This window comes from Pseudooceanicola nitratireducens, assembly GCF_900109195.1.
In the GTDB taxonomy this organism is placed as follows: Bacteria; Pseudomonadota; Alphaproteobacteria; order Rhodobacterales; family Rhodobacteraceae; genus Pseudooceanicola; species Pseudooceanicola nitratireducens.
Genome location: NZ_FNZG01000002.1, coordinates 432,539 through 457,432 on the forward strand (window position 1 = coordinate 432,539; position 24,894 = coordinate 457,432).

The following is a 24,894-nucleotide window of genomic DNA, read 5'->3' on the forward strand; positions in this document are numbered from 1 at the left end:
CCGGAAGCATACCGGACTTTCTTAACGGGAGGAAATCAATGTCCATTAAAACTGCCGCTTTTGCGGCTGCTGTTTCTGTTGTCGCGGTGACCGCCGCGCAGGCTGACATCAAAATGGCCTTTATCGATCCGCTGTCGGGCCCCTTCGGTCCCTCGGGCGAGGCGGCCTATACCAGCTTCATCCTGGAAGCCGAGAAGATCAACGCGGCTGGCGGTGTGAACGGCGAGATGATCGAAGTCACCGGCTACGACAACAAGATCAACCCGAAGGAATCGCTGGTGCAGTTCCAGAAGGCGATCGACGACGGCGCGCGCTACATCTTCCAGGGCAACGGCTCTTCGGTGGCAGCGGCCCTGATCGAAGCCGTGAACAAGCACAACAAGCGTAACCCGGGCGATGAAGTTGTCTTCTTCAACTACGCTGCGGTGACGCCGGCCTTCACCAACGAGGCCTGCTCGTTCTACCACTTCCGTTTCGACGCCCACGTCGACATGAAGATGGCGGCCATCACCGACTACATCAAAGGCCAGGAAGGCATCAAAAAGGTCTACCTGATCGGCCAGGACTACGTCTTTGGTCAGGCCGTTGCGGCCGCAGCCGAGTCGATGATCAAGGAAAAGCGTCCCGACATCGAAATCGTTGGCAACGAACTGCACCCGCTGGGCAAGGTGAAGGACTTCACCCCCTACATTCAGAAGATCATTTCTTCGGGCGCAGATGCCGTGATCACCGGCAACTGGGGTGCGGACATGCAGCTGCTGATGAAGGCGGCCGCGGAATCCGGCTCTGACATTCCGTACCTGACCTTCTACGGCGGGTCCAAAGGTGCGGTTGCCGCGCTGGCCGACGGGGCCATCGATCGCCTGTACCAGGTGACCGAAGCGATCACCAACCTCGAGACCTCGGACGAGCAGAACGCCCTGGTTGAAGAGTACAAGGAGCGCTTCCCGGACTACGACTACTACTACCACCGTGCGTTCAACGCGATGCGCATGTTCAAGGCTGCCGCCGAGAAGGCCGGTTCGGTTGACCCGATCCCGGTTGCCAAGGCGCTGGAAGGTCTGACGATCGACGAAGCCTATGGTGGCCAGGTCACCATGCGCGCCGAAGACCACCAGGCACAGCAGAACCTGTACATCTCGACCGTTGCCAAGGTCGGTGACGGCGTCACCTACGGCGTGGACAACGTGGACTACGGCTGGAAGCTGGTTGAAGGCGGTTCGATCGACGCAGCAAGCGCCGAGCAGCCCACCACCTGCGAGATGGAACGCCCGGAATAATCCCCAGGCGTTGAAATCTTGATGCATCGGGGCGCCGTGCGGTCGCGCGCGGCGCCCTTTTTACACCTAACGAGGTCATCATGGAAACGATCGTATTCGCGCTGCTGAATGGCGTGATCTACGGGCTTCTGCTATTCATGCTGTCGTCCGGCCTGACCCTCATCTTCTCGATGATGGGCGTGCTGAACTTTGCGCATGCCAGCTTCTACATGCTGGGCGCTTATTTCGCTTATACTATCATGGGGGCCACCAGTTTCTGGCTAGCCCTGTTCATCGCACCGATCCTTGTCGGTCTGGTCGGCGCGGTGGTTGAACGCTACGGGCTCCGCAAGGTCCATGCCAATGGACACGTCGCCGAGCTGCTGTTCACCTTTGGCCTCGCCTATCTGATCGAAGAGATCGTCAAGATCGTCTACGGTAAGACCGCCGTGGATTACAAAATTCCCTCGCTGCTGGATTTCCCGGCCTTCACGATCTACGGCGCGTCCTTCCCGGCCTACCGGATGTTCATGCTGTTCATCGCCATCGGGATGCTGGTCGGTCTGTGGTTCCTGCTGAAGAAGACCCGCGCGGGTCTGATCATCCAGGCCGCGCTGACCCATCCGCACATGGTGGGTCACCTGGGCCACAACGTGCCGCTGATCTTCATGACCGTCTTCGGCATCGGCTGTGCGCTGGCCGGTCTGGCGGGCGTGATCGCCGGCAACATCTTCGTGACGGACCCGGCCATGGCCGTTCTCATGGGGCCGATCGTCTTCGTGGTGGTCGTCGTCGGCGGCATCGGATCGCTGGAGGGGGCCTTCCTGGCGTCTATCCTGATCGGGCTGCTGCAGAACTTCGCCGTGGGTATCAGTGCGTCCTTCGCGGACATCTTCTGGTTCACCGGCCTCAGCCCGACGTCTGAGATCGGCGATATCACCGTGTCCTCGCTGGCACCGGTGCTGCCGTTCCTGCTGCTGGTTCTGATGCTGATCTTCCGGCCCCGCGGCCTGATGGGGGAGCAAGAGCTATGAGCGACGTTTCGCAAACTCACGCAAGCCTGGCCCCGTCCAGTGCTCAGAAGTTCCGTCAGCGGTTCCTGCCGTTCCTGGTCTTCGGTGCGATCCTGCTGCTGATCCCGATGACGGATCCGTCGCGGACCATGTATGCGCTGATGCACCAGATGGCGATCTACATCGTCTTCGCGCTGGCCTATAACATGCTGCTGGGCAAGGGGGGCATGCTGTCCTTCGGTCACGCGGTCTACTTCGGCTTCGGCGGCTATCTGTGCATGCACGCAATGAACTGGATCGACGACGGTGGCGTCTGGGGGGCTTTCCCGACCTTCTTCCTGCCGGTTCTGGGCTTTGTCGGTGGCGCGGTTTCGGCCGTGGTGATCGGGTCCTTCTCGACCAAGCGGTCGGGCACGACCTTCGCCATGATCTCGCTTGGCGTGGCCGAGCTGATCTTTGCCGGTGCCTTCATGTTCGACAGCCTCTTTGGCGGGGAACAGGGCATTTCCGGTGACCGGATGAACGGCCCCGAGGTCTTCGGCCTGTCGATGGGTCCGCAGTCGGACATCTATTGGTTCATGGCCTTCTGGACGATCCTGTCGGTCATCGCGATGTACGCTTTCACCCGCACGCCGCTTGGCCGTCTGTCCGAAGCGGTGCGCGACAACCCGCAGCGGGTCGAGTTCATCGGTTACAACCCGCAGCGCGTGCGCTGGCTGGTGTTCTCGATCTCGGGCGGTTTTGCCGGGCTGGCGGGCGGCATGTCCGCGGTCAACTACGAGATCTTCACACCGGAAGCGCTGTCGCTGATCCCGTCGGGCTTTGTCCTGATCATGGCCTACGTGGGTGGCATCACCTATTTCGCCGGCCCGATCATGGGCGCGGTCCTGCTGACCTACATGTCCTCGATGATGTCGGACTTCACCGAAGCCTGGCTGCTGTATCTGGGCCTGATGTTCGTGCTGATCGTGATGTATGCCCCGCGTGGCATCGCCGGGATCGTGTTCGGCTTCTGGGACGGTATCCGGGGGGCAAACTCGGCCGAGCTGCTGCGCAAGTGGTCGGTTCAGCTTCTGGGCTGCCTGCTGATGCTGATCGGTCTGATCATCCTGGTCGAAGTCTCGGTGCGCTGGTCCAATGGCTGGGGTGAGGCGTTCGAACCCTTCGGGCTGCACTTTACCCATGCCGATATCGTGACCTGGATTGCCATCTTCGTGCCGATCGTGGCGGGGGGCTATGTCCTCCGCCTGGCGACCCGCGAGAAAGAGGAGATGCCGGCATGACGACGCCTGCCCTTTCGCTCAAGAACCTGTGCAAAAGCTTCGGACCCGCGAAGATCATCAACGACGTGACCCTGGATGTTGCCAAGGGTGAACGTCACGCGATCATCGGCCCGAACGGTGCAGGCAAGTCGACGCTGTTCAACCTGATCTCGGGGCTCTACACCCCGACATCCGGCACGGTGTCGCTGAATGGCACGCTGATCTCGGGGGTTGCCCCGTACGAGATCAACCGGATGGGCCTGTCGCGGTCCTTCCAGGTGTCGAACATCTTCTCCAACATGACCGTGCGGGAAAACGTGCGCTGTGGCGTGCTGCATTCGCTTGGTCAGGGCTATTCCTTCTGGAAAAGCGTCACCTCGTCCAAAGAGGTGCAGGAGAAGACCTGGGAAGTGCTGGAACATTGTTCGCTTCTGGACAAGGCCAACACCCCCGCGGCGCTTCTGCCTTATGCCGACCAGCGTGCGCTGGAGATCGCGATCACCATCGCGGGCGGCGCCGAGGTCATCCTGCTGGACGAACCGACCGCCGGGATGAGCCATTCGGAAACCGACCGCGCGGTAGAGCTGATCCGCAAGTCGACCGAAGGCAAGACGCTGCTGATCGTGGAACACGACATGGGCGTGATCTTCGACCTGGCCGACCGGATTTCGGTGCTGGTCTACGGCGAAATCATCGCCTCGGCCCCGCCGTCGGAAATCCGCGGCGATCCGAAGGTCCGTGAAGCTTACCTTGGCGACGAAGCCCTGCCGGAGGAAACCGCATGACCCAGCCAATGCTCGAAGTCAAAGACCTCAACGCGTTCTACGGGAAATCCCACGTGCTGCGCGGCGTGAACATGGAGATCATGCCGGGCGAGGTGATCGCGCTTCTGGGGCGGAACGGCGTTGGCCGGTCCACCACCGCGAAGGCGATCATGGGAGAGGTCGCGCCCAAGGGCGAGATCATCTTCAAGGGCAAGCCGATCGCGGGGCTGGAAAGCCACAAGATCAGCCGCCTGGGCCTGGGATACGTGCCGGAAAGCCGGGACATCTTTCCCACGATGACCGTGCGCCAGAACCTGGTGCTGGGCATCAAGGACATGAAGAACCCCGGCAAGTACACGGTCGATGACATGCTCGACATGTTCCCCAACCTGCGCAACCGGGCAGACAATGCCGCGGGCGTGCTGTCGGGCGGGGAAAAGCAGATGCTGACAATGTGCCGGACGCTGATGGGCGATCCCGAACTGATCATCATCGACGAGCCGACCGAAGGCCTTGCCCCGAAGATCGTGCAGCAGATCGGTGACACCATCGCCGAGATCGCCAAGACCGGCGTGTCGATCCTTTTGGTCGAACAGAAGCTGTCGATCGCCCTGCGCATCGCCAACCGGGTCTATGTGATGGGCCATGGGGAAATCGTCTATGGCGGCACCCCGGCCGACTTCGCGACCCGCGACGATGTTCGCAAGGAATGGCTCGAGGTGTGATGCCCGGCGTCAGGACCCTTCGGGGGGCGGCACAGATCAGACAGTGAAGAAAGGGGCCCGCGCGGGCCCCTTTTTGCGTGGGCGCTATCGGCCCCGCTGTGCCAGGCGCAGCCCGGCCAGCCCCGAGGTCAGGATGACTGCGAGGCCCAGAAGCGCCAGGCCGTCGGGCCATTCGCCAAAGATGAACAGCCCCATCAGCATCGCCCAGAGGATCTGGCTGTAGACCAGCGGGGCGACGATATTCGCCGGCAGATGGCGGCTGGCGATCAGCAGCAGGTAGTTTCCGACCGCCGATCCCAGGGCCGACAGAAGGAAGGCGATAGTGAAACCGCCCGACCAGGTCTCGGGCCAGTTCAGAAGCGCCAGGGGCGTCAGCACCAGCGCGCCCAGGACCAGCTGCGACAGCAGAAGAAGGCGGGGGCGGTAGTCACCGGCGATCATGCGGGTGGCCACCAGATAGCTGCCGTAGAACAGGCCCGCCAGAAGGGCAAAACCCATGCCGGGCGACATGCCGAAGCCGGGTTTCACCACCAGAAGTACGCCCGCGAAGCCGATCAGAAGCAGCAGGGCACGCAGGGCGGTGATCCGTTCCCGCAGCAGCAGGGCCGAGCCAAAGTAGGCCACGACCGGACCGACAAAGAAGGCCCCGAAGACATTGGCGATCGGTTCGGTGCGCAGCGCGGTCAGAATGGCGCTGATACCGCAGACGATCAGCGCGGCCCGGACCAGCACGCGGCGGTCGGCAAAGACCGGCAGCTCTGCCCGCCGCAATCCGGCAAAGGGAAACAGCGCAAGCGCGGCAATGGCAAAGCGGCCCCAGGCGGTGAAATAGGGGCTGATGCCGCCGCTGGTCAGGATCTTGCCCGCGGTGTCACCCAGGACGATGCAGGCCATCGCGGCCAGCACCATCAGCGCAAAGGGAAGGGTCTGGCCGGGCATGCAACCTCCTGTCGTGCAGGGCGATTATGTCATGCGCCCCCGCGGGGGTCCATGCCCGCGGGGGTCGCCTCCGACGCTCAGGTCGGAGTGACGGCACTGCGCAAACGGGAGTGGCGCAGCGCCAAGGCCAGAAGGATGCCAAGCAGGGCGACGCCCATGCCGGCGGTGCTGACGAAGGGAAGGCCCATGGCCCCCAGCATCATCCCGCCCAGCATCACGCCAACGCCCTGGCCCAGGTAGACCATGGATCCGTTCAGCGCGAAGGCCAGTGTCGCGGCGGGGCCGGCGGCATCGGCCATGCGGGACTGCACGATCGGAGCCGTCCCGAACAGCGAGGTCGAGCCAACCAGCATGCCGATCACCACGGCGGTCAGCCCGGCACTGCCGCTCCACCCCTGGATAAGAGCGATGGCGAAGATCCCCTGGGACAGCAGGATCGTGGCAAAGAGAATGACCAGCGGCCCCTGCGCCTGGCGTTCGACCAGCCGCGCGCCAAGGGTCAGGCCCAGGAAGCTGCCGACACCGGACAGCATCTGGATCACGCCGACGCCATGGCCGGTCAGACCGGTCAGCGAGGTGACCACCGGCCCGATATAGCCGATCGAGGCAAAGATCGCGGCAAAGGCGCATAGCGTCACCAGAAGGTAGCCCGTCGTCGGCCAGCGCATCACGGCGGCAAAGGCCCCCTTGGGCGGGGCGGGCGGCGTGGCGACCCGGGGCACGAAGGCCAGCACCATGACAAAGCTCAGCGCCGAAAGACCCGCCGCCAGCCAGAAGCTGGCCTGCCATCCAAAGGCCGCCCCCACGGTCGAGCCAAGCGGGACGCCCGTCAGGAAGGCCAGCGACACCCCGGCATAGACCAGCGCCAGGGCGCGGGCGCGCCGTTCCGGGCCGACCAGCATGATCGCGATGGTCGAGGCCATGGGCAGCGCCAGCGACCCGGCCGCCCCGGTCAGGAACCGCAGCACGGCCAGCGCGGGAAAGGCGGTCATCATCGCGGTGGCGGCGTTCAGCAGGGCCAGCGCGCCCAGGGTCGTGGCCAGGATCGCCTTGCGGTCCAGCCGCTGCGTCGCCACCGCCAGAACCGGGCCGAACAGGGCGCAGGCGACGGTGAAGATGGATTGCAGCTGACCGGCCACGCCGACGCTGACGCCCAGATCCTCGGCCATCGGGCCAAGCACCCCGGCGAAGACGAAGACGCAGGTGGTCATGCACAGCGGGGCCAGCATCAGGGCAAAGAACTTCATGGCTTTCAGGTCCCTTTACGATCCGGCGTCCGGGGACATCGGCTGAATGAAGCACGAAGAGGTGCCAGAGGCGAGGATGCGGCCCTTCTGATCCTCGATCACCGCTTCGGCGGTGGCGATGCGACGTCCGCGCGATTGCACCCTTCCGATACAGCGGACCTGGCCGGTTTCGGCCGTGATCGCGCGGATGAACCGGACCGAGGTGTCGAGAGAGACATACATCTCTCCCTTCGCCATGGTGGTGTGCACCGCGCAGCCAAGCGCGCTGTCCAGAAGGGTCATGGCCCAGCCGCCGTGCACGATCCCCATGGGGTTCAGCACCGCCGCCGAGGGTTCGCCGCGAAACTCGGCCTCGCCTTCAGCGACGCGTTCGATCCACTGGGTCATGGTCTGGGCCATCGAGGGCGCGGGGAAGTCGCCCGAGAGAATCGCCTGCATCTGTTCCAGCCCGGTGCGGGCCGCAACCTGCGGAATGTCAGCGATTCCAACGTTGTATTCGGGGATTGGCGCGGCATCGAACATCGGGTACTCCTGAGATATATGCATATGCAGCTAAATCCATGCATATGCATAGGTCAAGTGTGTTGTGAACGGAGACGCAAGATGGAGAGAGTGCCGGCGGAAACACCCGCCCTTGCAGAATTGCTGACCGGGTCCTGCTATTGCCTGGCGACGCGGCGGGCCTCGCGGCGGCTGGTGCGGATCTATGATGCGGCGCTGGATCCGCATGGGCTGACCATTTCGCAGCTGTCGACGCTGGCCTGGATCCGGTTCCTGCGAAAACCGACGGTGCAGCGGATTGCGGATCTTCTGGAAATGGATCAATCCGCCCTGTCGCGCGGTCTTGCGCCGCTGGAACGGCAGGGGCTGGTCAGCTCGGCCCCGGATGACAAGGACAAGCGCAAGAAGGTGCTAAGCCTGACAGATGCCGGGCGCGACCGGCTGATCGCGGCGGCCGAAGACTGGAAGACCGCGCAGGAAGAGGTCGAGCGTCAGCAGGCCCGGATGGGCGCGGACCTGAAGCGGCTGATGGCGGGGATCAACGATCTGGCCGTTGCCGAAGAGGACGCGGAGTAGGCATAAGACGCCTGAGACAAACGAAAAAGGCGGGCCCCGAAGGACCCGCCTTTTGCTGTTCGGGGATGCCGCGATCAGGCGGCTTTCTTGCGGCGCGACACGGCAGCCATGGCACCCAGGCCGCCGATCAGCAGCAGGCCAGCCGCGGGCAGGGGGACGGCCGGGGTTTCCGGCAGGTCGCCGGTGAAGGTGCCGCGCACCTCGGTCCGCTGGTTGATCGTGCTGCCGACAACGAAGGTGTCGGTGCCGCCGCCGTTCAGGTTCAGCTCGGCCCAGGGGGCGAGGATGCCGAAGCCGAAGGTGCTGTTCACGGTGATCTGGGTCGCTTCGTAGAAGTTGAAGATCACGTTCGAATCGTCCTGGTTGAAGTTCGCTCCGATGGTGATGTTCGACCCGCCGATGTTCACGATGAAGGTGCCGGCAGTGTTGCTGAAGGATTTCAGCGTGCCGTTCTGCAGGAAGACACCGCTGCCCAGGTTCAGCACGGCAAAGCCGTCCAGGCCCGCGCCGCTGGTCAGCGACAGCTGGTTCTGATCCGAGAAATCATAGCTTGCGCCGGTGTCGGTCATCGCGGCCAGATCGCGCGACAGGTCCTCCATCGCGGTGCGGACGGCTGCGGCGGGGACCGACGCGCCGGTGGTGACGGTGTTGTTGCCGCCGTTGATGTTGCCGCTGATCGTGCCGGCCAGGACGGTGCTGTTGTTCAGCGTGGGCGTGCCCGAGATGTCACCGGCCACGACGACGGTGCCGCTGATGCCGGGGGCGACGGTGCCTTCGCCATTGCCGGGGGCCTGGACCGCGTGGCTGCCCGAGAAGTTGCCACCGACATAGATCGGGGCCGCCGTATGCGAGCTGAGGGTGTAATCGCCAAGGCTGATCGTGCCGAAGGTCGACAGGATGGTGCCGGCGTCGATCGAGGTCGCCTGGGCGGTGCCGGCGGTCGACAGGAAAAGGGTTGCGGCCAGAACCTGGCCAGTACGGAAGAACGACATTTTATCCTCGGGAGAGCAGGAAATAAGGGCGATATTGCTGCGCCAGATATGCCTGTTTCCGAGTCCATCCAAGACATTTGACGCGGGCAAAGTCCCGATCTGTGGAAAACGCAGCGTCATGGAAACAATCCGCCAGCCATGGGCGGGATTGTTGCGGTGTCTTTGGCTGTGGGGGAAGGCGGGATGGGCCTGCGGGCGCACGATTGCGCGCCCGCAGGCAGGGGATCAGGCGGTTTCCCGAAGCTCCGGGTGGGTGTAGTCAGCCAGAAGCTTGCGCAGGTTCAGTTTCGAGAACTTGCCGGTCGCGGTCAGCGGGATCGCATCGACCCAGACCACGTCATCGGGCAGCTGCCACTTGGCGAATTCGCTGGACAGGTGATCGCGCACCTCGTCAAGCGAGGGGGCTTCCGCCCCTTCGGCCAGGACGGCAACCAGGATCGGGCGTTCATCCCATCTGGGATGTTTGACGCCAATCGCGGCGGCCTGGGCAATGGCGGGATGCGCCATGGCCATGTTTTCCAGGTCGATGGACGAAATCCATTCGCCGCCCGATTTGATCAGGTCCTTGGCGCGGTCCTGGATGGTCATGAAGCCATCGGTGTCGATCGAGGCCACGTCGCCGGTGCCAAACCAGCCCTCGGCGTCCAGCGCCTTGGCGGTGGCTTCCTCGTTGCGGAAATAGCCCGAGACGATGGTGTTGCCGCGCACGAACAATTCGCCCACGGCCTTGCCGTCATGGGGCTGGCGGTTGCCGTCCTCGTCAACGATCTTCAGTTCCACACCAAAGCAGCGGCGGCCCTGTTTCGACTTGTAGTCGATGCGGGTGTCGAAGGGTTCGTCGTCCATCCACTTGGGCATGATGCCATGGGTGCCAACGGGGGACATTTCGGTCATGCCCCAGGCGTGGCCCACGCAGACGTCCATCTTTTCAAATGCTTCGATCATGGAGCGCGGCGCGGCGGATCCGCCGATGACGACGTCTCCGAAGCCCTCGGGCTTGCGGCCCTGCTTCTTGATCTCGCCCAGAAGGCCCTGCCAGATGGTCGGAACGCCCCAGGCCGAGAAGACCTTTTCCTGGTCCATCAGCTTGAAAAGGCTGGGGCCGTCCATCGCCGGCCCGGGCATCACCATGTTCATGCCGACCAGCAGCGAGGCATAGGGCAGGCCCCAGGCGTTGACGTGGAACAGCGGCACGACCGGCAGGACAGACCGGCCTTCGCCGAAAGTCGTGGACTGCATCACCGCCATCATCATCGCATGCAGCGTGGTCGAGCGGTGCGTGTACAGAGCACCCTTGGGATTGCCGGTGGTGCCCGAGGTGTAGCAAAGCCCGCAGGCGGTATCTTCCGCGAACTGGGGCCATTCGATCTCGGTCGGCTGGCCTTCCAGCAGCTCTTCGTAGCAGAGCGCGCCGAAGGAATTGTCGGGCATATGCGCCCGGTCGGTCATGATGACGTAAGCCAGGTCTTTCGGCAGGTGATCCTTCACCGCCTCGATGATCGGAACAAAGCTGGTGTCGAGGAACAGGACCTTATCCTCGGCATGGTTCACGATATAGATGAACTGTTCGGCCGACAGGCGCGGGTTGATCGTGTGGCAGACGGCCCCGATCCCCGAAATGGCGTAGTACAGCTCCATGTGGCGGTAGCCGTTCCAGGCCAGCGTCGCGACCCGGTCGCCCAGTTCCACGCCCAGTTTCGATTGCAGGGCATGGGCCAGCTGCACCGTGCGGTCGCGAAATTCGACATAGGTTTCGCGGTGAATGTCACCCTCGGTTCGGACCGAGACGATTTCGGCACGCGGATAAGCGCCCGCGCCGAATTCCAATATTTCCGACACCAGCAAAGGCTGGTGCATCATCATGCCTTTCATGGCAATTCCTCCCGTTTTATGGCACGAACTTAACGAGCAAGCCGCGTTGGTGGAAGGAAATTCCGCGAGAGAAACGTTGCGTCCTTCCGTCCTGCGGAATGCCATTTTTCGCATCGCGGAACGCCGCCGGGGCAGGGGCGAAAAATCTGTGAAACCAGCTTGAATTCAATGGTATAGCGCCGAGAGCTTGGTACAAGAAAAGCAAGGCTGCGCCATGTCGGCACAGCATCAGGGAGGTTGAGATGAAAGCAATTGTCTGTGAGGAATTCGGACCGCTGGAGGAGCTGCAGTTCAAGGAGGTCGCGGACCCCACGCCGGGCAAGGGCCAGGTGCTGATCCGCACCCAGGCGGCCGGGGTAAACTACCCCGACGGGCTGACCGTCCAGGGCCTGTACCAGGTGAAACCGGAGCGTCCCTTTACACCGGGCAGCGAAGTCGCGGGCGAGATCGTGGCCCTGGGCGAAGGCGTCAACCGGTTCAGCGTTGGTGACCGGGTCGTGACCTATTGCTCGGGCGGGTATGCCGAACTGGCCGTGGCGAGCGAGGCGACCTGCTTTGCCCTGCCCGAGGGCATGGACGCGGCGGATGCCTGCGCGATGATCATCGCCTGGGGGACCTCTCATCACGCGCTGAAGCAGCGGGCCAACATCCAGCCGGGCGAGACGCTGGTCGTTTTCGGTGCGGCGGGGGCAACGGGCACGGCGGCTATCCAGATCGGCAAGGTCATGGGCGCAACCGTCATCGCGGTCTGTTCCTCGGACGCGAAGAAGCAGATCGCGAAAGAGCAGGGGGCGGATCACGTCATCGGCTATGACAACCTCAAGGACGAGGTGAAGGCCCTGACCGGCGGCAAGGGCGCGGATGTGGTTTACGATTCCGTGGGCGGCGATGCCTTCAAGGCGGCATCGCGTTTCATGGCCCCGGACGGGCGGCTGCTGATCATCGGTTTCGCCAGCGGTGAGATCCCGCAGCTGCCGGTGAACCTGACGCTGGTGAAGGAATATTCGGTCGTGGGCGTTTTCTGGGGCAACTGGACCCGGCGCGATCCGGCCGCCTACCTGGCGAACATGAAGGAACTGTTCGGCTGGTACACCGACGGCAAGATCAAGCCGCTGATCGAGGGACGCTATCCGCTGGCGGATGCGGCGAAGGTGCTGGACCGGGTGATGAACCGCGGTGCGGTTGGCAAGATCGCCCTGGTGCCCTGATCTGAGATTTCGCGGGGGCGCTTGTCGCGCCCTCGCGTGCGCGCCTCGCCTGTCGGGGCGGCGCGAACCGGTCGGGCGTCAATAGCCGACGCGGTTCACCATATGCACCAGTTCCACAAGCTGCGGACCAAGGTCGTCTTCCAGCCGTTCCTTGGGCAGGGCAAAGCTGTAGCCGCCCAGGTTGAAGGCCAGCATCGGCGTGTCGGGCTGCTGGCTGCGATAGGGCACGGCCACCGCGTTCACATCGCGCTGCCAGCCGCCAACCATGGTGTAGAAGCCCTTTTTCAGGACCTGTTCACGGGCATCGTCCAGACCGTCGAGGATTTCGTTCAACTTGTCGGGGTCATAGCGGGTGCGGATGCGGTCGATGATTTCGCTGCGCTCGGCCTCATCCGTGCCGGCGATATAGGCCTGACCGATCGCCGAGCGGGCCAGCGAGATCCGCGAACCAACCGAAAGCTGGAGGGAGATCACGCCCTTGGACCGGGCCGCCGCGAGGTAGGTCAACGACATGTCGTCGCGGCCGCCCAGGGCAACCAGCACGCCGTCGCCGGCCTTGTCGGCCAGTTCCTGCATGTAGACCTGCGCGGTTTCGCGGACCTGCATGCCGGCCAGGCAGGCATAGCCAAGCGACAGAACGGGCACACCCATACGGTAGCGTCCGGTGCCGTCGTCATAGACCAGGTAGCCGGATTTCAGCAGGGTGAAGGTCAGGCGGGAGACCGTGGAATTGGGCAGGCCGGTGCGGTCGGCCAGCTCGGAATTGCCCAGGCCGGCCTTGTCGGATGGTCGGAAGGCCCGCAGGATTTCAAGCCCCCGATGCAGGGCGGTTACGAATTGGCGATCGCTGTCGGGCTTGTCTGCCACGTCGACCGCATTGTCCGTCGTTCTCTTGCGCACCATAAATCTCCGCCTTCGAAACTTACACTTCCGCTATGCGAAATTTGTTCCGCAGTGCCAACCCCTACGTTCAGGTAAGTTGCGCTGCGTGATCTTTTTCCCGCTCTGCCAGTTCCTTCCACATTACCTTGCCCGAACCCGATTTCGGAAGCGTGTCCACGAAGACCACGCTGCGAGGGCATTTGTAGGCCGCCATCGTGTCATGGCACCAGGCGATCACATCGGCCTCGGTCGGGGTCGCGCCCGCGCGGGGCACCACGTAGGCCTTGACCGTTTCGCCGCGGCGCGGATCGGGGGCCCCGATCACGCAGGCCTCGACGATATCGGGGTGGCGGTGCATCAGCGCTTCGACCTCGGCCGGCCAGACCTTGAAACCGCTGGCGTTGATCATCCGCTTCACCCGGTCGGTCATGAAGAAATACCCGCCGTCGTCATAATAGCCGATATCGCCGGTGCGGAAGAACCGCTTGCCTTCGATCTCGATAAAGACGGCGTCGGTGGCGTCCTGGTTGCGCCAGTAGCCGTCGAAGATCTGCGGCCCGTGGGTCACGATTTCACCGGCTTCGTTCGGGCCCAGTTCGGCCCCGGTTTCCAGGTCGAGGATCCGGCAGTCCACGTCGAAGATCGGAATGCCGAGGCATTGCATCTTGGGCGCATCCGGCGGGTTGATATGGGTCGCGGCCATGGCTTCGGACAGGCCGTAGCCTTCGATAAACTCAAGCCCGGTGACCTGTTTCAGCTTGTCGGCCACGGCTTCGGGCATGGCGGCCCCGCCGCCGCCCATGGAGGTCAGCGAGGACAGGTCGTAGCTGGCGAAATTGGGCGCGTTCAGGATGTCGATCACCATGGTGGTGATGGACCGGAACATGGTCACCCTGTGGCGTTCGATCAGGCGGGCGGCGGTGTCGCGGTCCCATCTGGTCATCAGCACGATGCTGGTGCCCGCGGCCAGCGGCGCGTTCATCGAATTCTGCATGCCGGTGACATGGAAGAAGGGCAGCACCGCCAGAAGGGTTTCGTCCTCGGTGAAGGTGCTCCAGTGGATATAGGCCTGGATCGTCGCCTGGACCGAGCGGTGGCGATGCGTGCAGCCCTTGGGATTGCCCGTGGTGCCGGACGAATAGGGAATCACCGCCAGGTCGTCGGACCCGGCCAGATGCGGCCCGGGCGCGGGGGCCTCGGTCAGGGCGTCGCGCCAGCGGGTCACGCCCGCGCCACCGACGCCCGCGCCACCGACGCCCGCGCCACCAACGTCGGTGTCCGACAGGGTGGCCAGGGCCTCGGGCAGGCGGATGTCGCTGCCGGGGTCGGCCATGTCGGCATAGGCCCCGGCCAGGATGTGATCCAGGTGGCCCGATCCGATCAGCGGCTGGATATGGTCGACCAGTTCCGATCCCGTGATGGCGACGCGGGCGTCGGTATCGGTCGCCAGATGCTCAAGCTCGGCCTCGCGGTTCATCGGGTTCACGGGGATCACGGCGGCATCGGCGCGCAGGATGGCGTAATAGCCGATGATCCACTGCGGAGAGTTCTGCAGATACAGCAGGACCCGGTCGCCGCGTGTCACGCCGCGGGACTGAAGCCAACCCGCGACGCGTTCGACCTGATCCAGAAGCTGGCCATAGGTGATCTGCGCCCCGTAGTAGTGCAGCGCCACCTTGTCAGGCAGGCGCGTGGCGGTGTCGATCAGGTTCTGAGCCACGGATTGCGCCGGCACCTCAAGGTGATGGGGCAATCCATGGGGCCAGTTCTGGTAGTGCAGGGTCGTCATTCGGAGGTCAGACTTTCATTCCGGGTAGGTTCAGAGAGGCGGTGTTGCCGCCGTCGACGGGCAGCGCCTGCCCGGTGATATAAGAGGCGTCGTCGGAGGCGAGGAAGCAGATCGCCGCGGCAATCTCCTCGGGGCGGCCATAGCGGCGCAATTCGCAGCGAGAGCCAAGCTTCTCTTCCTTGCCCTTGTCGCGGGCGATGTCGAAGATCGGCTTGGTCATGCCTGTCTCGATCAGGCCGGGACAGACCGCGTTGACGCGGACGTTGAAACCGCCCAGGTCACAGGCCGCCGTCTGGGTCAGGTTGATGACTCCGGCCTTCGACGCGGAATAGGCGTTGCCGCCCGCGCCCGACCGGATGCCGGCAACGGACGCGGTGTTGACGATGGCGCCGCTGCCCTGGTCGCACATGACCCGGCCCGCGTGCTTGATGAAGTTCGCCACGCCGATCAGGTTCACGCCCAGCACCTTGGGCCAGACCGCCATGTCGTTATCCATGATCGCCTCTTTGGTGCAGGCGATCCCGGCGTTGTTGGCGACCGCATCGATGCGGCCCCACTTGTCCATGACCGCCTTGACCACGCCTTCGACCTGCGTCTCGTCCGAGACATCGCAGGTCAGGATCATGTGATCGCCCTCGGGCAGGCTGCCCTGCAACCCGTCCTCGTTCACGTCAACAAGGCAGACACGTGCCCCTTCTGATGCAAACCGGTTGGCGGTGGCACGTCCGATGCCACTGCCGGCCCCGGTCACGATAGCGACCTTGCCTTCAAATCTCACTATATGTCCTCCCATTTCCGGAAACGATTACACAGGCGGGCGCGGCAAGCAACTTCTTTGGAATACGTTTCCGCAATGCGGACTATGCGTCCTGCTTGGCCCAGTAGGGTTCGCGCAGCTCCCGCTTGAGGATCTTGCCGATCTCGGACCGGGGCAGCTCGTCCCGGACCTCTACGGCCGACAGGCGCTGCGTCTTGCCCAGCTGGTCGTTGGTCCACTGGCGGATCGCCTCGGGGTCGGCATCCTTGCGGTTCACGACCACCAGGCCCAGGGGCGTTTCACCCCAGTCGCGCGACGGGATGGCGATCACGGCCACGTCAGAGACGTCGGGGTGCTTGCGCAGCACGGCCTCCAGATCGGCGGCATAGATGTTGAACCCGCCCGAGATGATCATGTCCTTCTTGCGGTCCAGCAGGTGCAGGAAGCCGTCATCGTCGAACCGCCCCATGTCCCCGGTGCGCACGAAGTGGTCGCCATCGGCCGACACCCAGGTCGCTTCGCGGGTCTTCTCGGGGTTGTTGTGATAGCCCGGCATCATCGAGCCCGAGCGGCCGACGACCTCGCCAAAGCTGCCGGCGGGCAGTTCATTGCCGTCCTCGTCAATGACGCGCATGTCGGCGCCGGGCTGGGGTTTGCCGACGGTGTCCCACTTGTCGGGATAGGCGGCGCAATCCAGCACGGTGGCCGGTCCGCCTTCGGTCATGCCATAGAATTCCATGACGTTGCCGGGCCAGCGCTTCATGACCTGTTCGATCACGATGCCGGGCAGCGGGGCCGAGGTCGACATCTTGTTCTGATAGGAGGACAGGTCGAATTCGTCGAAGCGCGGTTCGTCCATCAGGCGGGTGTATTGCACGGGCACCAGCATGGCATGGGTCGCGCGGTGCTTTTCGCTGAGTTCAAGGAACTTGACCGTGTTGAAGCGCGACATGCTGACGATGGTCGCGCCGCGCACCAGGCCCGCGATGGCGGCCACCAGGGTGGTGTTGGAATACAGCGGGGTTGAGATCATCAGCACGCCGTCTTCTTCCAGGCCATACGACGCCGTCCGCGAAAACTGGCGCGCGCGGAAGCGGTGGTCATGCACGATCCCCTTGGGCGACCCGGTGGTGCCGCTGGAATAGATCATGTCGAACAGGTCGTCCTGCTGGATCTCGACAGGGTCGATCGCGGGGGCGTCGCCGATCCAGGCCTCGATCTCGGCCAGGTCGACAATCGTCTCGGCCCCCAGTTTCTCGGCGGTTTCGCGGAACTTCTCGTTGGTGAACAGCAGGGTCGCGCCACAGTCGGCCCGTTCCTTGATCAACGCAGGCTCGGTGGCCGAGAAGGGCAGGGGCACCATGCAGGCCCCGGCGTAGACGACGCCGGCATACATCGCGACATTGTTGGCCGAGTTTTCGGCCAGCGAGGCAACCATGGATCCGCGACCGATTCCCATGGATTGAAGCTTGCCGGCGATCCGCGCGACCAGGTTGCCGAAGTCGGCCCAGGTCAGGGTGCCGGTCTCGTCGATGACGCAGGGCTTGTCCCCGAAACGCTTGGCATTTTCGATCATGCGCGGGCCGAACGCCACCAGCTCTTCGCCTTCGATAACCTTGGGGGTAAGGCGGTCTACACCGGTCAGCTCTGCCTTGCTCATGATCGTCTCCTCTGTACTCGATCCGTAGTTGCGCGCATCTTACCGCTCGGAAAGTTGCGGTCAATATTCCGCTTTACGGAATGTTGTTCCGCATGTTGACATGCCCGTGAAAGCGGTGTCCATTACCGCCAACGTGGAGGAGGATAATTCAATGTATGACCATTTTCCGATTTCGGATCGCGCCAAGAAGATGCGCGAAACGCTGCTGAAATTCATGGACGATCACGTCTACCCGGCGGAAAAGACCTATTACGAACAGGTGGCCGAGGGCGACCGCTGGCAGCCCGTTCCGATCATGGAAGAGCTGAAGGCCAAGGGGCGCGAGTCGGGCCTGTGGAACATGTTCCTGACCCATGAGGCCGGTGGCTACAAGGGCGCGGGCCTGACCCAGCTGGAATATGGTACCATGTGCGAAATCATGGGCCGGTCCTCGATCGGGTCGGAACCCTTCAACTGTTCCGCCCCCGATACCGGCAACATGGAAACGATCTTCATGTACGGTACGGACGATCACAAGGCCAAGTGGCTGCAGCCGCTGCTGGATGGTGAAATCCGCTCCTGCTTTGCGATGACCGAACCGGCCGTTGCCTCCTCTGACGCGACGAACATCGAAACCCGGATCGTGCGTGAAGGCGACGAATACGTGATCAACGGCACCAAGTGGTGGTCCTCGGGCGCGATGGACCCGCGCTGCAAGATCGCGATCCTGATGGGCAAGACCGACCCGGACGCCGAGACCCACAAGCAGCAGTCGATGATCCTGGTGCCCTTCGACACCCCCGGCGTCGAGGTGATCCGCCCGCTGTCCGTGATCGGCTACGACCACGCGCCGCACGGCCATGCCGAGGTGAAATACACCAACGTGCGCGTGCCGGTGTCCAACATCCTGCTGGGCGAAGGCCGCGGTTTCGAAATCGCGCAAGGCCGCCTCGGGCCGGGCCGCATCCACCACGCCATGCGCTCGGTTGGCCAGGCGGAACGTGCGCTGCAGATGATGTGCGAACGCGGCATGGCCCGCACGGCCTTTGGCAAACGGATCGCCGACATGGGCGTGACCAAGCACTGGATCGCCGAAAGCCGGATGGAAATCGAACAGGCCCGCCTGCTGGTTCTGCACGCCGCCTATATGATGGACACCGTCGGCAACAAGGTCGCCCGCCGCGAGATCGCGATGATCAAGGTGGTCGCCGCCAACCTGTCGCAGCGCGTCATCGACCGCGCCATGCAGGTGCACGGGGCCCAGGGCGTCAGCCAGGACACCACGCTGGCCGCGTCCTTTGCCAATGCGCGGACCATGCGCCTGGTGGACGGCCCCGACGAGGTGCACCGCGAAACCATCGCCAAGCTGGAACTCAAGCAGTACCGGAACTGAGCCAATGACCGACCTGCTCGATCTCAAGGGCAAGGTCGTTCTCATCACCGGGTCATCGCGCGGCATTGGTCGCGCGATGGCGGAAATGTTCGCAGAGGCGGGCGCGCGCGTCGTCGTCTCCTCGCGCAAACGCGAGGCCTGCGAACCGGTGGCCGAGGCGATCCGCGCCAAGGGCGGGGAGGCGCTGGTCGTCCCCTGTCACATCGGCAATGCCGATGACCTGCAAAACCTTGTCGACACCACGATCCGCGAATGGGGCCGCATCGACGTGCTGGTGCCCAATGCCGCGATCAACCCCGTCTACGGTCCGATGCAGGACCTTGATGACGCGGTCTTCGACAAGATGCTGGTGACCAACGTCCGCACCATCAACACCATGTGCAAGATGGTGCTGCCCGGCATGGCCGAAAACGGCGGCGGCTCGGTCGTCATCATTTCTTCCGTGGCGGCGATCAAGGGCTCCGTGACGCTTGGTGCCTATGGGGTGACCAAGGCGGCGGATGCCGCCATAGCCCGGGCGCTTGCGCTGGAATGGGGCCCGAAGAACATCCGCGTCAACGCCATCGGGCCGGGGCTGATCAAGACCGACTTCGCCCGCGCCCTCTGGGAAGACCCCGAGAGGATCGAGAAGATCAACTCGGCCAACCCGCTGCGCCGCATGGGCACGGTTGAGGAAATCGCCGGCACCGCGCTCTGGCTGGCCTCGCCCATGTCGGGCTACGTCAACGGCCAGCTGATCATCGCGGACGGTGGCCAGTCGCTCGCCTGATCCTCTTTGGTTTTTGAAAATATCCTTGGGGGGCAGCCGGGCCTGCCCCGCAGGGCCGGCGCAGGGGGGCAAACAGCCCCCCTTTTTTCCACCTATCCCGCCCTACGCTCCGGCGGGATGCCGCAGCTGCGGAATCCGGTTTTGCCGGGGGGCGGAATGGGGCATAACCGGGCCGACCACAGCCGGAGTCTGCCATGACCACCATTGATCCCGCCCGTATTCCCGAAAACCTGCGCCCCGTGATCGAGGCGATGTGCGCCACCGGGGCCCAGCTGTCGCGGGTGATCGCGCGCGGCCCGCTGGCAGGCAAGCTTGGGGCCGGGGTCGGGGAAAACAGCGACGGCGACCAGCAGAAGGCGCTCGACGTGATGGCGGACGAGATGTTCGAGGCTGCGCTGCGCGGCACCGGCGTCAAATACTACGCCTCCGAAGAACAGGAAGACGTGCTGACCCTGGACGAAGGCGGCACCTTCGCCCTGGCGACCGATCCGCTGGACGGGTCGTCGAACATCGACGTGAACGTCACCATCGGCACGATCTTCTCGATCTTTCCCGTGGCCGACAGCGCGACGGCCAGCTTCCTGCGCCCCGCCCGCGATCAGATCTGCGCCGGTTACATCGCCTACGGCCCCCAGACCCTGCTGGCCGTGACCTTCGGCGCGGGCACCGTGCTTTTTGTGCTCGACCCCGAAACCGGGCGGTTTGAACTGGCGGAAGAAAAGATGGACCTGCCCGTCGCGGCCAAGGAATTCTCGATCAACGCCTCCAACCGCCGCCACTGGGGTCAGGCGGTCCTGGCCTATGTCGAGGAAAACGAACGCGGCAAGGACGGCCCCAAGGGCAAGGACATGAACTTCCGCTGGGTCGGGTCGCTGGTGGCGGAAACGCACCGGATCCTGACGCGCGGCGGCACCTTCCTCTATCCGTCTGACAGCCGGAAGGGCTATGAAAACGGACGGCTGCGCATGGTCTACGAAGTGGCTCCCATGGCCTATCTCGTGGAACAGGCGGGCGGCAAGGCGACCGACGGGGTCACGCCGATCATGGATCTCACTGCGGAACAGCTGCACGAACGCCGGCCCTTCGTCTTCGGTTCGGCGGAAGAGGTCGACCGCATCACCGCGCTGCACTGTTAAGACGCGCGCCGCGCACGTCAGGGCGCGGCAAGCAGGCCGGACACATAGGTCAGAACGCGGGGGCACGGCCCCTGCCCAGATAGGGGGCCGACATGGCTTTTGACAGAAACCTCAAGATTGCACCCTCGATCCTCGCCGCCGATTTCGCGAATTTCGGTGCCGAGATCGAGGCGGTCGAGGCGCAGGGCGCCGACTGGATCCACGTTGACGTGATGGACGGGCATTTCGTGCCGAACCTCACCTTCGGCCCGCCGCTGGTCAAGGCGATCCGCAAGCACATCACGACCGTCATGGACGTGCATCTGATGATCGCGCCGGTCGATCCCTATATCGATGCCTTCGCCGATGCCGGGGCCGACATCCTGACCGCCCATGTCGAGGCCGGGCCGCATATCCACCGCACGCTTCAGGCGATCCGCGGCGCGGGCATGAAGGCCGGCGTGGCGCTGAACCCGGGCACCCCGGCCAGCGCCGTGGAAGAGATCCTGGATCTGGTCGATCTGGTCTGCGTGATGACCGTGAACCCCGGCTTCGGCGGGCAGAAGTACATCGACATGACCGGCAAGGTGCGCAAACTGCGCAGCATGATCGGCGACCGCCCCGTGCATATCGAGATCGACGGCGGCATGGACCCCAAGACCGCGCCCGAGATGTGGGCCGCCGGTGCGGATGTGCTGGTTGCCGGATCCGCCGTGTTCCGGGGCGGCTCGGTCAGCGATCCCGCGCCCTATGGCGACAATATCCGCGCGATCCGCACCGCCTGCGATACACTGGTCTGACGGGGGCCTCGCAGGTCCACGGGGTCTGATCATGGCATGATCGAACGAAAAAGGCCGGTCCCCGCTAGGGCACCGGCCTTTTGTTTGGGGCCTTTTAACCTGTCTGATCGCGCGGGATCAGTCGCCCTCGTCCAGCTTGATCTCGACCGGCATCTCGATCGTGATCGAAGTGCCCCCAGGCCCGCCCGTCATCTCGGCGTGGCCGCCAAGCTGCTGGGCCGAGGCCTCGATGATCCGCAGACCCAGACCCGAGGCCGCCGGCGCCTTGTCGGGCATGCCCACGCCATCGTCCTTGCAGATCAGCTGCACGCGGTCCTCGCCCAATGCGGTCAGCGCAAGGGTGACGCGCCCCTGCCGTCCGTCGGGATAGGCGTGTTTGGCCACATTGGCGGCAAATTCGTTGATGATCACCCCGACCGCCGCCGCGCGCGTGGCCGACAGCCACAGGTCGTCGACCTGTGTTTCGATCCGGATGTGATCGGGCATCGAGCCCTGCAGCAGCTGCGCGACCCGCGGCAGGAAGGCACGCATGTCGACACGTCCGGCGTTGTGCGCGGCATAAAGTTGCTGGTGCAGAAGGGCGACAGTTTCGATCCGGCGGCGGGTCAGGTCCAGGGCCTCGCGCGCCTCGGGCGAGGTGACGGACCGCGCCTGCATCCGCGTCAGCGCCGACACCGACTGGAGAGAGTTCTTGACCCGGTGGTCGACCTCCTGGCGCAGCAGCTCGGCCTCTTTCAGGGCGCGGCGCAGTTCCATCTGGCTCATCACCTGGCGGGCGAGGACGCGCAGGGTTTCCCGTTGCAGGGCGTTCAGCGCATTGGGCTTGTTGTCCAGAACACACAGCGTGCCGACCGGATTGCCCCGGCGGCTGCGCAGCACGGCCCCGGCGTAAAAGCGCAGGTTCTCGTCGCCCGTGACCAGGGGGTTGTCGGCGGTGCGCGGGTCGGTGCGGGTGTCGCGGATTTCCAGGAAGTCGTCTTCCAGGATCGCATGGGCGCAGATCGCCTGTTCGATCGGGGTCTCGGCAGCCTCCATCCCGACCGAGGACTTGAACCACTGCCGGTCATCGCTGACGAGGGAGATAAGGGAAATCGGCATGCCGCAGATCTTCGATGCCAGGTTGACGACATCGTCGAATTTCTCTTCCGGATCGGTGTCCAGAATATTCAGGTCCTGCAGATCCTTCAGCCGATCTTTCTGATCCGAAGGTGTGCGTGCGATCATCCCCGCCTCCTTTGTCCGAAGAGCGAGGTATGCACGAATTCACCGTTGAAACAATATCTTCCGTTTACCTTTACGTGCGATCATCCCGGCATCGTGACTATGGGTGAGCCGTGCTTGATCCAGGGCGGCCCGGGAAGGGCGGCAATTGGCGGATATGCGCCGAAAACGCTTGAAAATTGGGCAGTGGGTCTAGAAGGCCGGGCCGGCCAGCCGGGCCAGAAGTTCTGCCGCATTGCGCACTTTGAACCGTTTCAGCAGCCGTGCCCGCACGTCTTCGACGGTGCGCGGCGACAGGTTCAGATCGCGGGCGATTTCCTTGCTGGTCTGGCCGCGCGTCAGCCCGGCCACCACCGTACGTTCGCGCGGGGTCAGGATCGGCTTGGGCGCGTCACCGGTCAGGGGATTGGCCAGTGGCGTAAAGCTCATCACCAGGTTGGCCAGGGGATCGTCGGGCGTCAGGGTGTGGGCATGGAACCGCACAAGGATCGCGCGCCCGGTGGCGTGGCGCAGAAGCCGTTCGTCGGAATAGGTCTGACCGTCCCGCAGCGGTTGCAACCCGATGTCGCGCGTATCCCGGAAGGCCCGGTCGCTGTCATAGAACATCCGGAAACTTTGCCCCTGAAGGGTGGCGGGCTCGTGGCCGGTCATCTGCGCGAAGCTGTGGTTGGCGGCGCGGATCACCCGGGACGAGGTCAGCACGATCCCGACGGGCGCATGAAGAAAGGCAAGGGCATCAATGCCTTCGGCGGGTGTCGGCGGGGGTGTCTGATCCGGGGTCTGCATGGGGGCCTGCCATTCGGGGATTCCCGTATAACTACGGTATTGATACCGTAACCGGCTTTTCGCAAGCTGTCGTCATGGAACTGACACAACCCCTGACCGACATGCAGACACGCCTCGCCGCCGAGATCGACGCGCGCCGTGATGACCTGACCCTGCTGACGCAGGAGCTGATCCGCATTCCGACCCTGAACCCGCCCGGAGAGAACTATCGCGATATCTGCGATTTCCTGGACCGGCGGCTGTCGAAGGTCGGCTTCCAAACCGAACTGGTGCGCGCCCATTGGGCCCCCGGCGACTGCGAAGCCTATCCGCGCTGGAACATCGTCGCCCGCCGCGAAGGCAACCGCCCCGGTGAATGCGTGCATTTCAATTCGCATATCGACGTTGTGGACGTGGGCAAGGGCTGGACCACCGATCCCTTCGGAGGAGAGCTGAAGGACGGCAAGGTCTATGGCCGCGGGGCCTGTGACATGAAAGGCGGGCTTGCCGCGTCGATCGTCGCGGCCGAGGCCTTCCTGGCCGTGGTTCCCGACTGGCAGGGCGCGATCGAGATCTCGGGCACGGCGGACGAGGAATCCGGCGGCTTCGGCGGCGTCGCCTACCTGGCCGAGAAGGGCTATTTCAAACGGGTCGATCACGTGATCATTCCCGAACCGCTGAACGTCGACCGGATCTGCCTGGGCCATCGTGGCGTCTGGTGGGCCGAGATCGAGACCCATGGCGAGATCGCCCATGGCTCCATGCCGTTCCTCGGCGATTGTGCGGTGCGCCACATGGGTGCGGTCCTGCACGAGATGGAGCAGACGCTGTTCCCCGCGCTGGCCCAGAAACGCACCGACATGCCGGTGGTGCCCGAGGGGGCGAAGCAATCCACGCTCAACATCAACTCGCTTCACGGCGGCCAGGAAGAGATCCCGCGCGACAGCACCGGGCTGCCCAGCCCCTGCGTGCCCGACAGCGCCCGCATGGTCATCGATCGCCGCTTCCTGATCGAAGAAAACATCGACGAGGTCCAGGCCGAGATCACCGGCGTTCTGGAGCGCGTGAAGGCCGGCCGCGAAGGCTTTTCCTATGACATCCGGGAAATGCACCGGGTGCTTCCGACGATGACCGACAAATCCGCACCGGTGGTGACGACCGTCAGCCAGGCGATTCGCGAAACCCTTGGGAAAGACCCCGATTATGTCGTTTCCCCAGGCACTTACGACCAGAAGCACATCGACCGTATCGGAAAGTTGAAAAATTGCGTGGCTTATGGTCCGGGAATTCTGGACCTTGCGCATAAACCGGATGAATATGTCGGCGTGGATGACATGGTGGCCTCGGCCAAGGTCATGGCTTTCAGCCTGCTGACGTTGCTTGGGCCGCCCCAAACCCCGTGAAAA

The 24,894-nt window shown here is 63.9% G+C and carries 23 protein-coding genes; 12 read left to right on the forward strand and 11 right to left on the reverse strand.

All coding sequences use genetic code 11. The annotated features are described in order from the left end of the window. The first annotated feature begins 38 nt into the window (after nt 1-38). From BMX99_RS07980 to BMX99_RS08000, 5 genes are all read left to right on the forward strand, one after another. Nucleotides 39-1,280, forward strand: a complete 1,242-nt coding sequence (locus BMX99_RS07980) for a branched-chain amino acid ABC transporter substrate-binding protein (protein ID WP_093449796.1) — start codon at nt 39-41, stop codon at nt 1,278-1,280. Nucleotides 1,281-1,360: 80 nt separating this feature from the next. Next, complete coding sequence (locus BMX99_RS07985) at nt 1,361-2,293, forward strand: branched-chain amino acid ABC transporter permease (RefSeq protein ID WP_093449800.1); 933 nt, start codon at nt 1,361-1,363, stop codon at nt 2,291-2,293. Further along, nucleotides 2,290-3,555, forward strand: coding sequence for a branched-chain amino acid ABC transporter permease (locus BMX99_RS07990; protein WP_093449803.1), 1,266 nt, complete (start codon nt 2,290-2,292; stop codon nt 3,553-3,555). Before BMX99_RS07985 ends, BMX99_RS07990 begins: the two co-directional genes overlap by 4 nt. After that, complete coding sequence (locus BMX99_RS07995; RefSeq protein ID WP_093449806.1) at nt 3,552-4,319, forward strand: ABC transporter ATP-binding protein; 768 nt, start codon at nt 3,552-3,554, stop codon at nt 4,317-4,319. Before BMX99_RS07990 ends, BMX99_RS07995 begins: the two co-directional genes overlap by 4 nt. Continuing rightward, the gene (locus tag BMX99_RS08000) at nt 4,316-5,023 is read left to right on the forward strand and encodes an ABC transporter ATP-binding protein (RefSeq protein ID WP_244525496.1); all 708 of its coding nucleotides are present in this window, start codon (nt 4,316-4,318) and stop codon (nt 5,021-5,023) included. Before BMX99_RS07995 ends, BMX99_RS08000 begins: the two co-directional genes overlap by 4 nt. Nucleotides 5,024-5,107: 84 nt before the next feature. On the opposite strand, the gene BMX99_RS08005 is transcribed toward BMX99_RS08000, so the two are convergent. The 3 genes from BMX99_RS08005 to BMX99_RS08015 form a co-directional block, all read right to left on the reverse strand. Continuing rightward, complete coding sequence (locus tag BMX99_RS08005; protein WP_093449812.1) at nt 5,108-5,962, reverse strand: DMT family transporter; 855 nt, start codon at nt 5,960-5,962, stop codon at nt 5,108-5,110. A 77-nt stretch (nt 5,963-6,039) separates the two neighbouring features. Continuing rightward, nucleotides 6,040-7,209, reverse strand: a complete 1,170-nt coding sequence (locus BMX99_RS08010) for an MFS transporter (protein ID WP_093449814.1) — start codon at nt 7,207-7,209, stop codon at nt 6,040-6,042. Nucleotides 7,210-7,224: 15 nt separating this feature from the next. After that, on the reverse strand, nt 7,225-7,755 hold the full coding sequence (locus BMX99_RS08015) for a PaaI family thioesterase (protein WP_254771995.1): 531 nt from the start codon (nt 7,753-7,755) through the stop codon (nt 7,225-7,227). 57 nt (nt 7,756-7,812) lie between these two features. On the opposite strand from BMX99_RS08015, the gene BMX99_RS08020 reads away from it, so the two are divergent. Next, nucleotides 7,813-8,286 (forward strand): MarR family winged helix-turn-helix transcriptional regulator, encoded by a 474-nt coding sequence (locus BMX99_RS08020; RefSeq protein WP_093449819.1) that lies wholly within the window; start codon nt 7,813-7,815, stop codon nt 8,284-8,286. A 74-nt stretch (nt 8,287-8,360) separates the two neighbouring features. Here the strand turns inward: BMX99_RS08020 and BMX99_RS08025 are convergent, their stop codons facing one another. Together BMX99_RS08025 and BMX99_RS08030 are read right to left on the reverse strand one after the other, a co-directional pair. After that, the gene (locus BMX99_RS08025) at nt 8,361-9,278 is read right to left on the reverse strand and encodes a collagen-binding domain-containing protein (protein ID WP_170848681.1); all 918 of its coding nucleotides are present in this window, start codon (nt 9,276-9,278) and stop codon (nt 8,361-8,363) included. A gap of 225 nt (nt 9,279-9,503) precedes the next feature. Further along, nucleotides 9,504-11,150: a long-chain fatty acid--CoA ligase gene (locus BMX99_RS08030; protein WP_093449821.1), complete on the reverse strand. Its 1,647-nt coding sequence runs from the start codon at nt 11,148-11,150 to the stop codon at nt 9,504-9,506. A gap of 242 nt (nt 11,151-11,392) precedes the next feature. Here BMX99_RS08030 and BMX99_RS08035 point away from each other — a divergent pair, with 242 nt between their 5' ends. After that, entirely contained in the window at nt 11,393-12,358 is a 966-nt protein-coding gene (locus tag BMX99_RS08035; RefSeq protein WP_093449824.1) for an NADPH:quinone oxidoreductase family protein, read from the forward strand. 78 nt (nt 12,359-12,436) lie between these two features. Here the strand turns inward: BMX99_RS08035 and BMX99_RS08040 are convergent, their stop codons facing one another. The 4 genes from BMX99_RS08040 to BMX99_RS08055 all read right to left on the reverse strand — a co-directional run bounded on the left by BMX99_RS08040 (nt 12,437) and on the right by BMX99_RS08055 (nt 17,446). Then, nucleotides 12,437-13,258 (reverse strand): IclR family transcriptional regulator, encoded by an 822-nt coding sequence (locus BMX99_RS08040; RefSeq protein ID WP_212632857.1) that lies wholly within the window; start codon nt 13,256-13,258, stop codon nt 12,437-12,439. A gap of 70 nt (nt 13,259-13,328) precedes the next feature. Continuing rightward, nucleotides 13,329-15,029, reverse strand: a complete 1,701-nt coding sequence (locus BMX99_RS08045) for a long-chain-fatty-acid--CoA ligase (protein WP_093449829.1) — start codon at nt 15,027-15,029, stop codon at nt 13,329-13,331. A gap of 7 nt (nt 15,030-15,036) precedes the next feature. Further along, nucleotides 15,037-15,807, reverse strand: coding sequence for an SDR family NAD(P)-dependent oxidoreductase (locus BMX99_RS08050; RefSeq protein WP_212632858.1), 771 nt, complete (start codon nt 15,805-15,807; stop codon nt 15,037-15,039). Nucleotides 15,808-15,889: 82 nt separating this feature from the next. Next, a complete protein-coding gene (locus BMX99_RS08055; RefSeq protein ID WP_093449831.1) occupies nt 15,890-17,446 on the reverse strand; it encodes a class I adenylate-forming enzyme family protein in 1,557 nt (518 codons plus the stop codon). A gap of 151 nt (nt 17,447-17,597) precedes the next feature. Here BMX99_RS08055 and BMX99_RS08060 point away from each other — a divergent pair, with 151 nt between their 5' ends. The 4 genes from BMX99_RS08060 to rpe all read left to right on the forward strand — a co-directional run bounded on the left by BMX99_RS08060 (nt 17,598) and on the right by rpe (nt 21,502). Further along, entirely contained in the window at nt 17,598-18,818 is a 1,221-nt protein-coding gene (locus BMX99_RS08060) for an acyl-CoA dehydrogenase family protein (protein ID WP_093449833.1), read from the forward strand. Between the two features lie 4 nt (nt 18,819-18,822). Beyond that, nucleotides 18,823-19,587: an SDR family NAD(P)-dependent oxidoreductase gene (locus BMX99_RS08065; RefSeq protein ID WP_093449835.1), complete on the forward strand. Its 765-nt coding sequence runs from the start codon at nt 18,823-18,825 to the stop codon at nt 19,585-19,587. A gap of 194 nt (nt 19,588-19,781) precedes the next feature. Continuing rightward, nucleotides 19,782-20,723 (forward strand): class 1 fructose-bisphosphatase, encoded by a 942-nt coding sequence (locus BMX99_RS08070; RefSeq protein WP_093449838.1) that lies wholly within the window; start codon nt 19,782-19,784, stop codon nt 20,721-20,723. Between the two features lie 92 nt (nt 20,724-20,815). Continuing rightward, on the forward strand, nt 20,816-21,502 hold the full coding sequence (gene rpe, locus BMX99_RS08075; RefSeq protein ID WP_093449841.1) for a ribulose-phosphate 3-epimerase: 687 nt from the start codon (nt 20,816-20,818) through the stop codon (nt 21,500-21,502). 117 nt (nt 21,503-21,619) lie between these two features. On the opposite strand, the gene BMX99_RS08080 is transcribed toward rpe, so the two are convergent. After that, entirely contained in the window at nt 21,620-22,726 is a 1,107-nt protein-coding gene (locus tag BMX99_RS08080; protein WP_093449844.1) for a sensor histidine kinase, read from the reverse strand. Between the two features lie 189 nt (nt 22,727-22,915). Continuing rightward, nucleotides 22,916-23,509 (reverse strand): LuxR C-terminal-related transcriptional regulator, encoded by a 594-nt coding sequence (locus tag BMX99_RS08085; protein WP_093449847.1) that lies wholly within the window; start codon nt 23,507-23,509, stop codon nt 22,916-22,918. Nucleotides 23,510-23,583: 74 nt separating this feature from the next. On the opposite strand from BMX99_RS08085, the gene BMX99_RS08090 reads away from it, so the two are divergent. Next, a complete protein-coding gene (locus tag BMX99_RS08090; RefSeq protein WP_244525497.1) occupies nt 23,584-24,891 on the forward strand; it encodes an acetylornithine deacetylase/succinyl-diaminopimelate desuccinylase family protein in 1,308 nt (435 codons plus the stop codon). Nucleotides 24,892-24,894 lie beyond the last annotated feature (3 nt).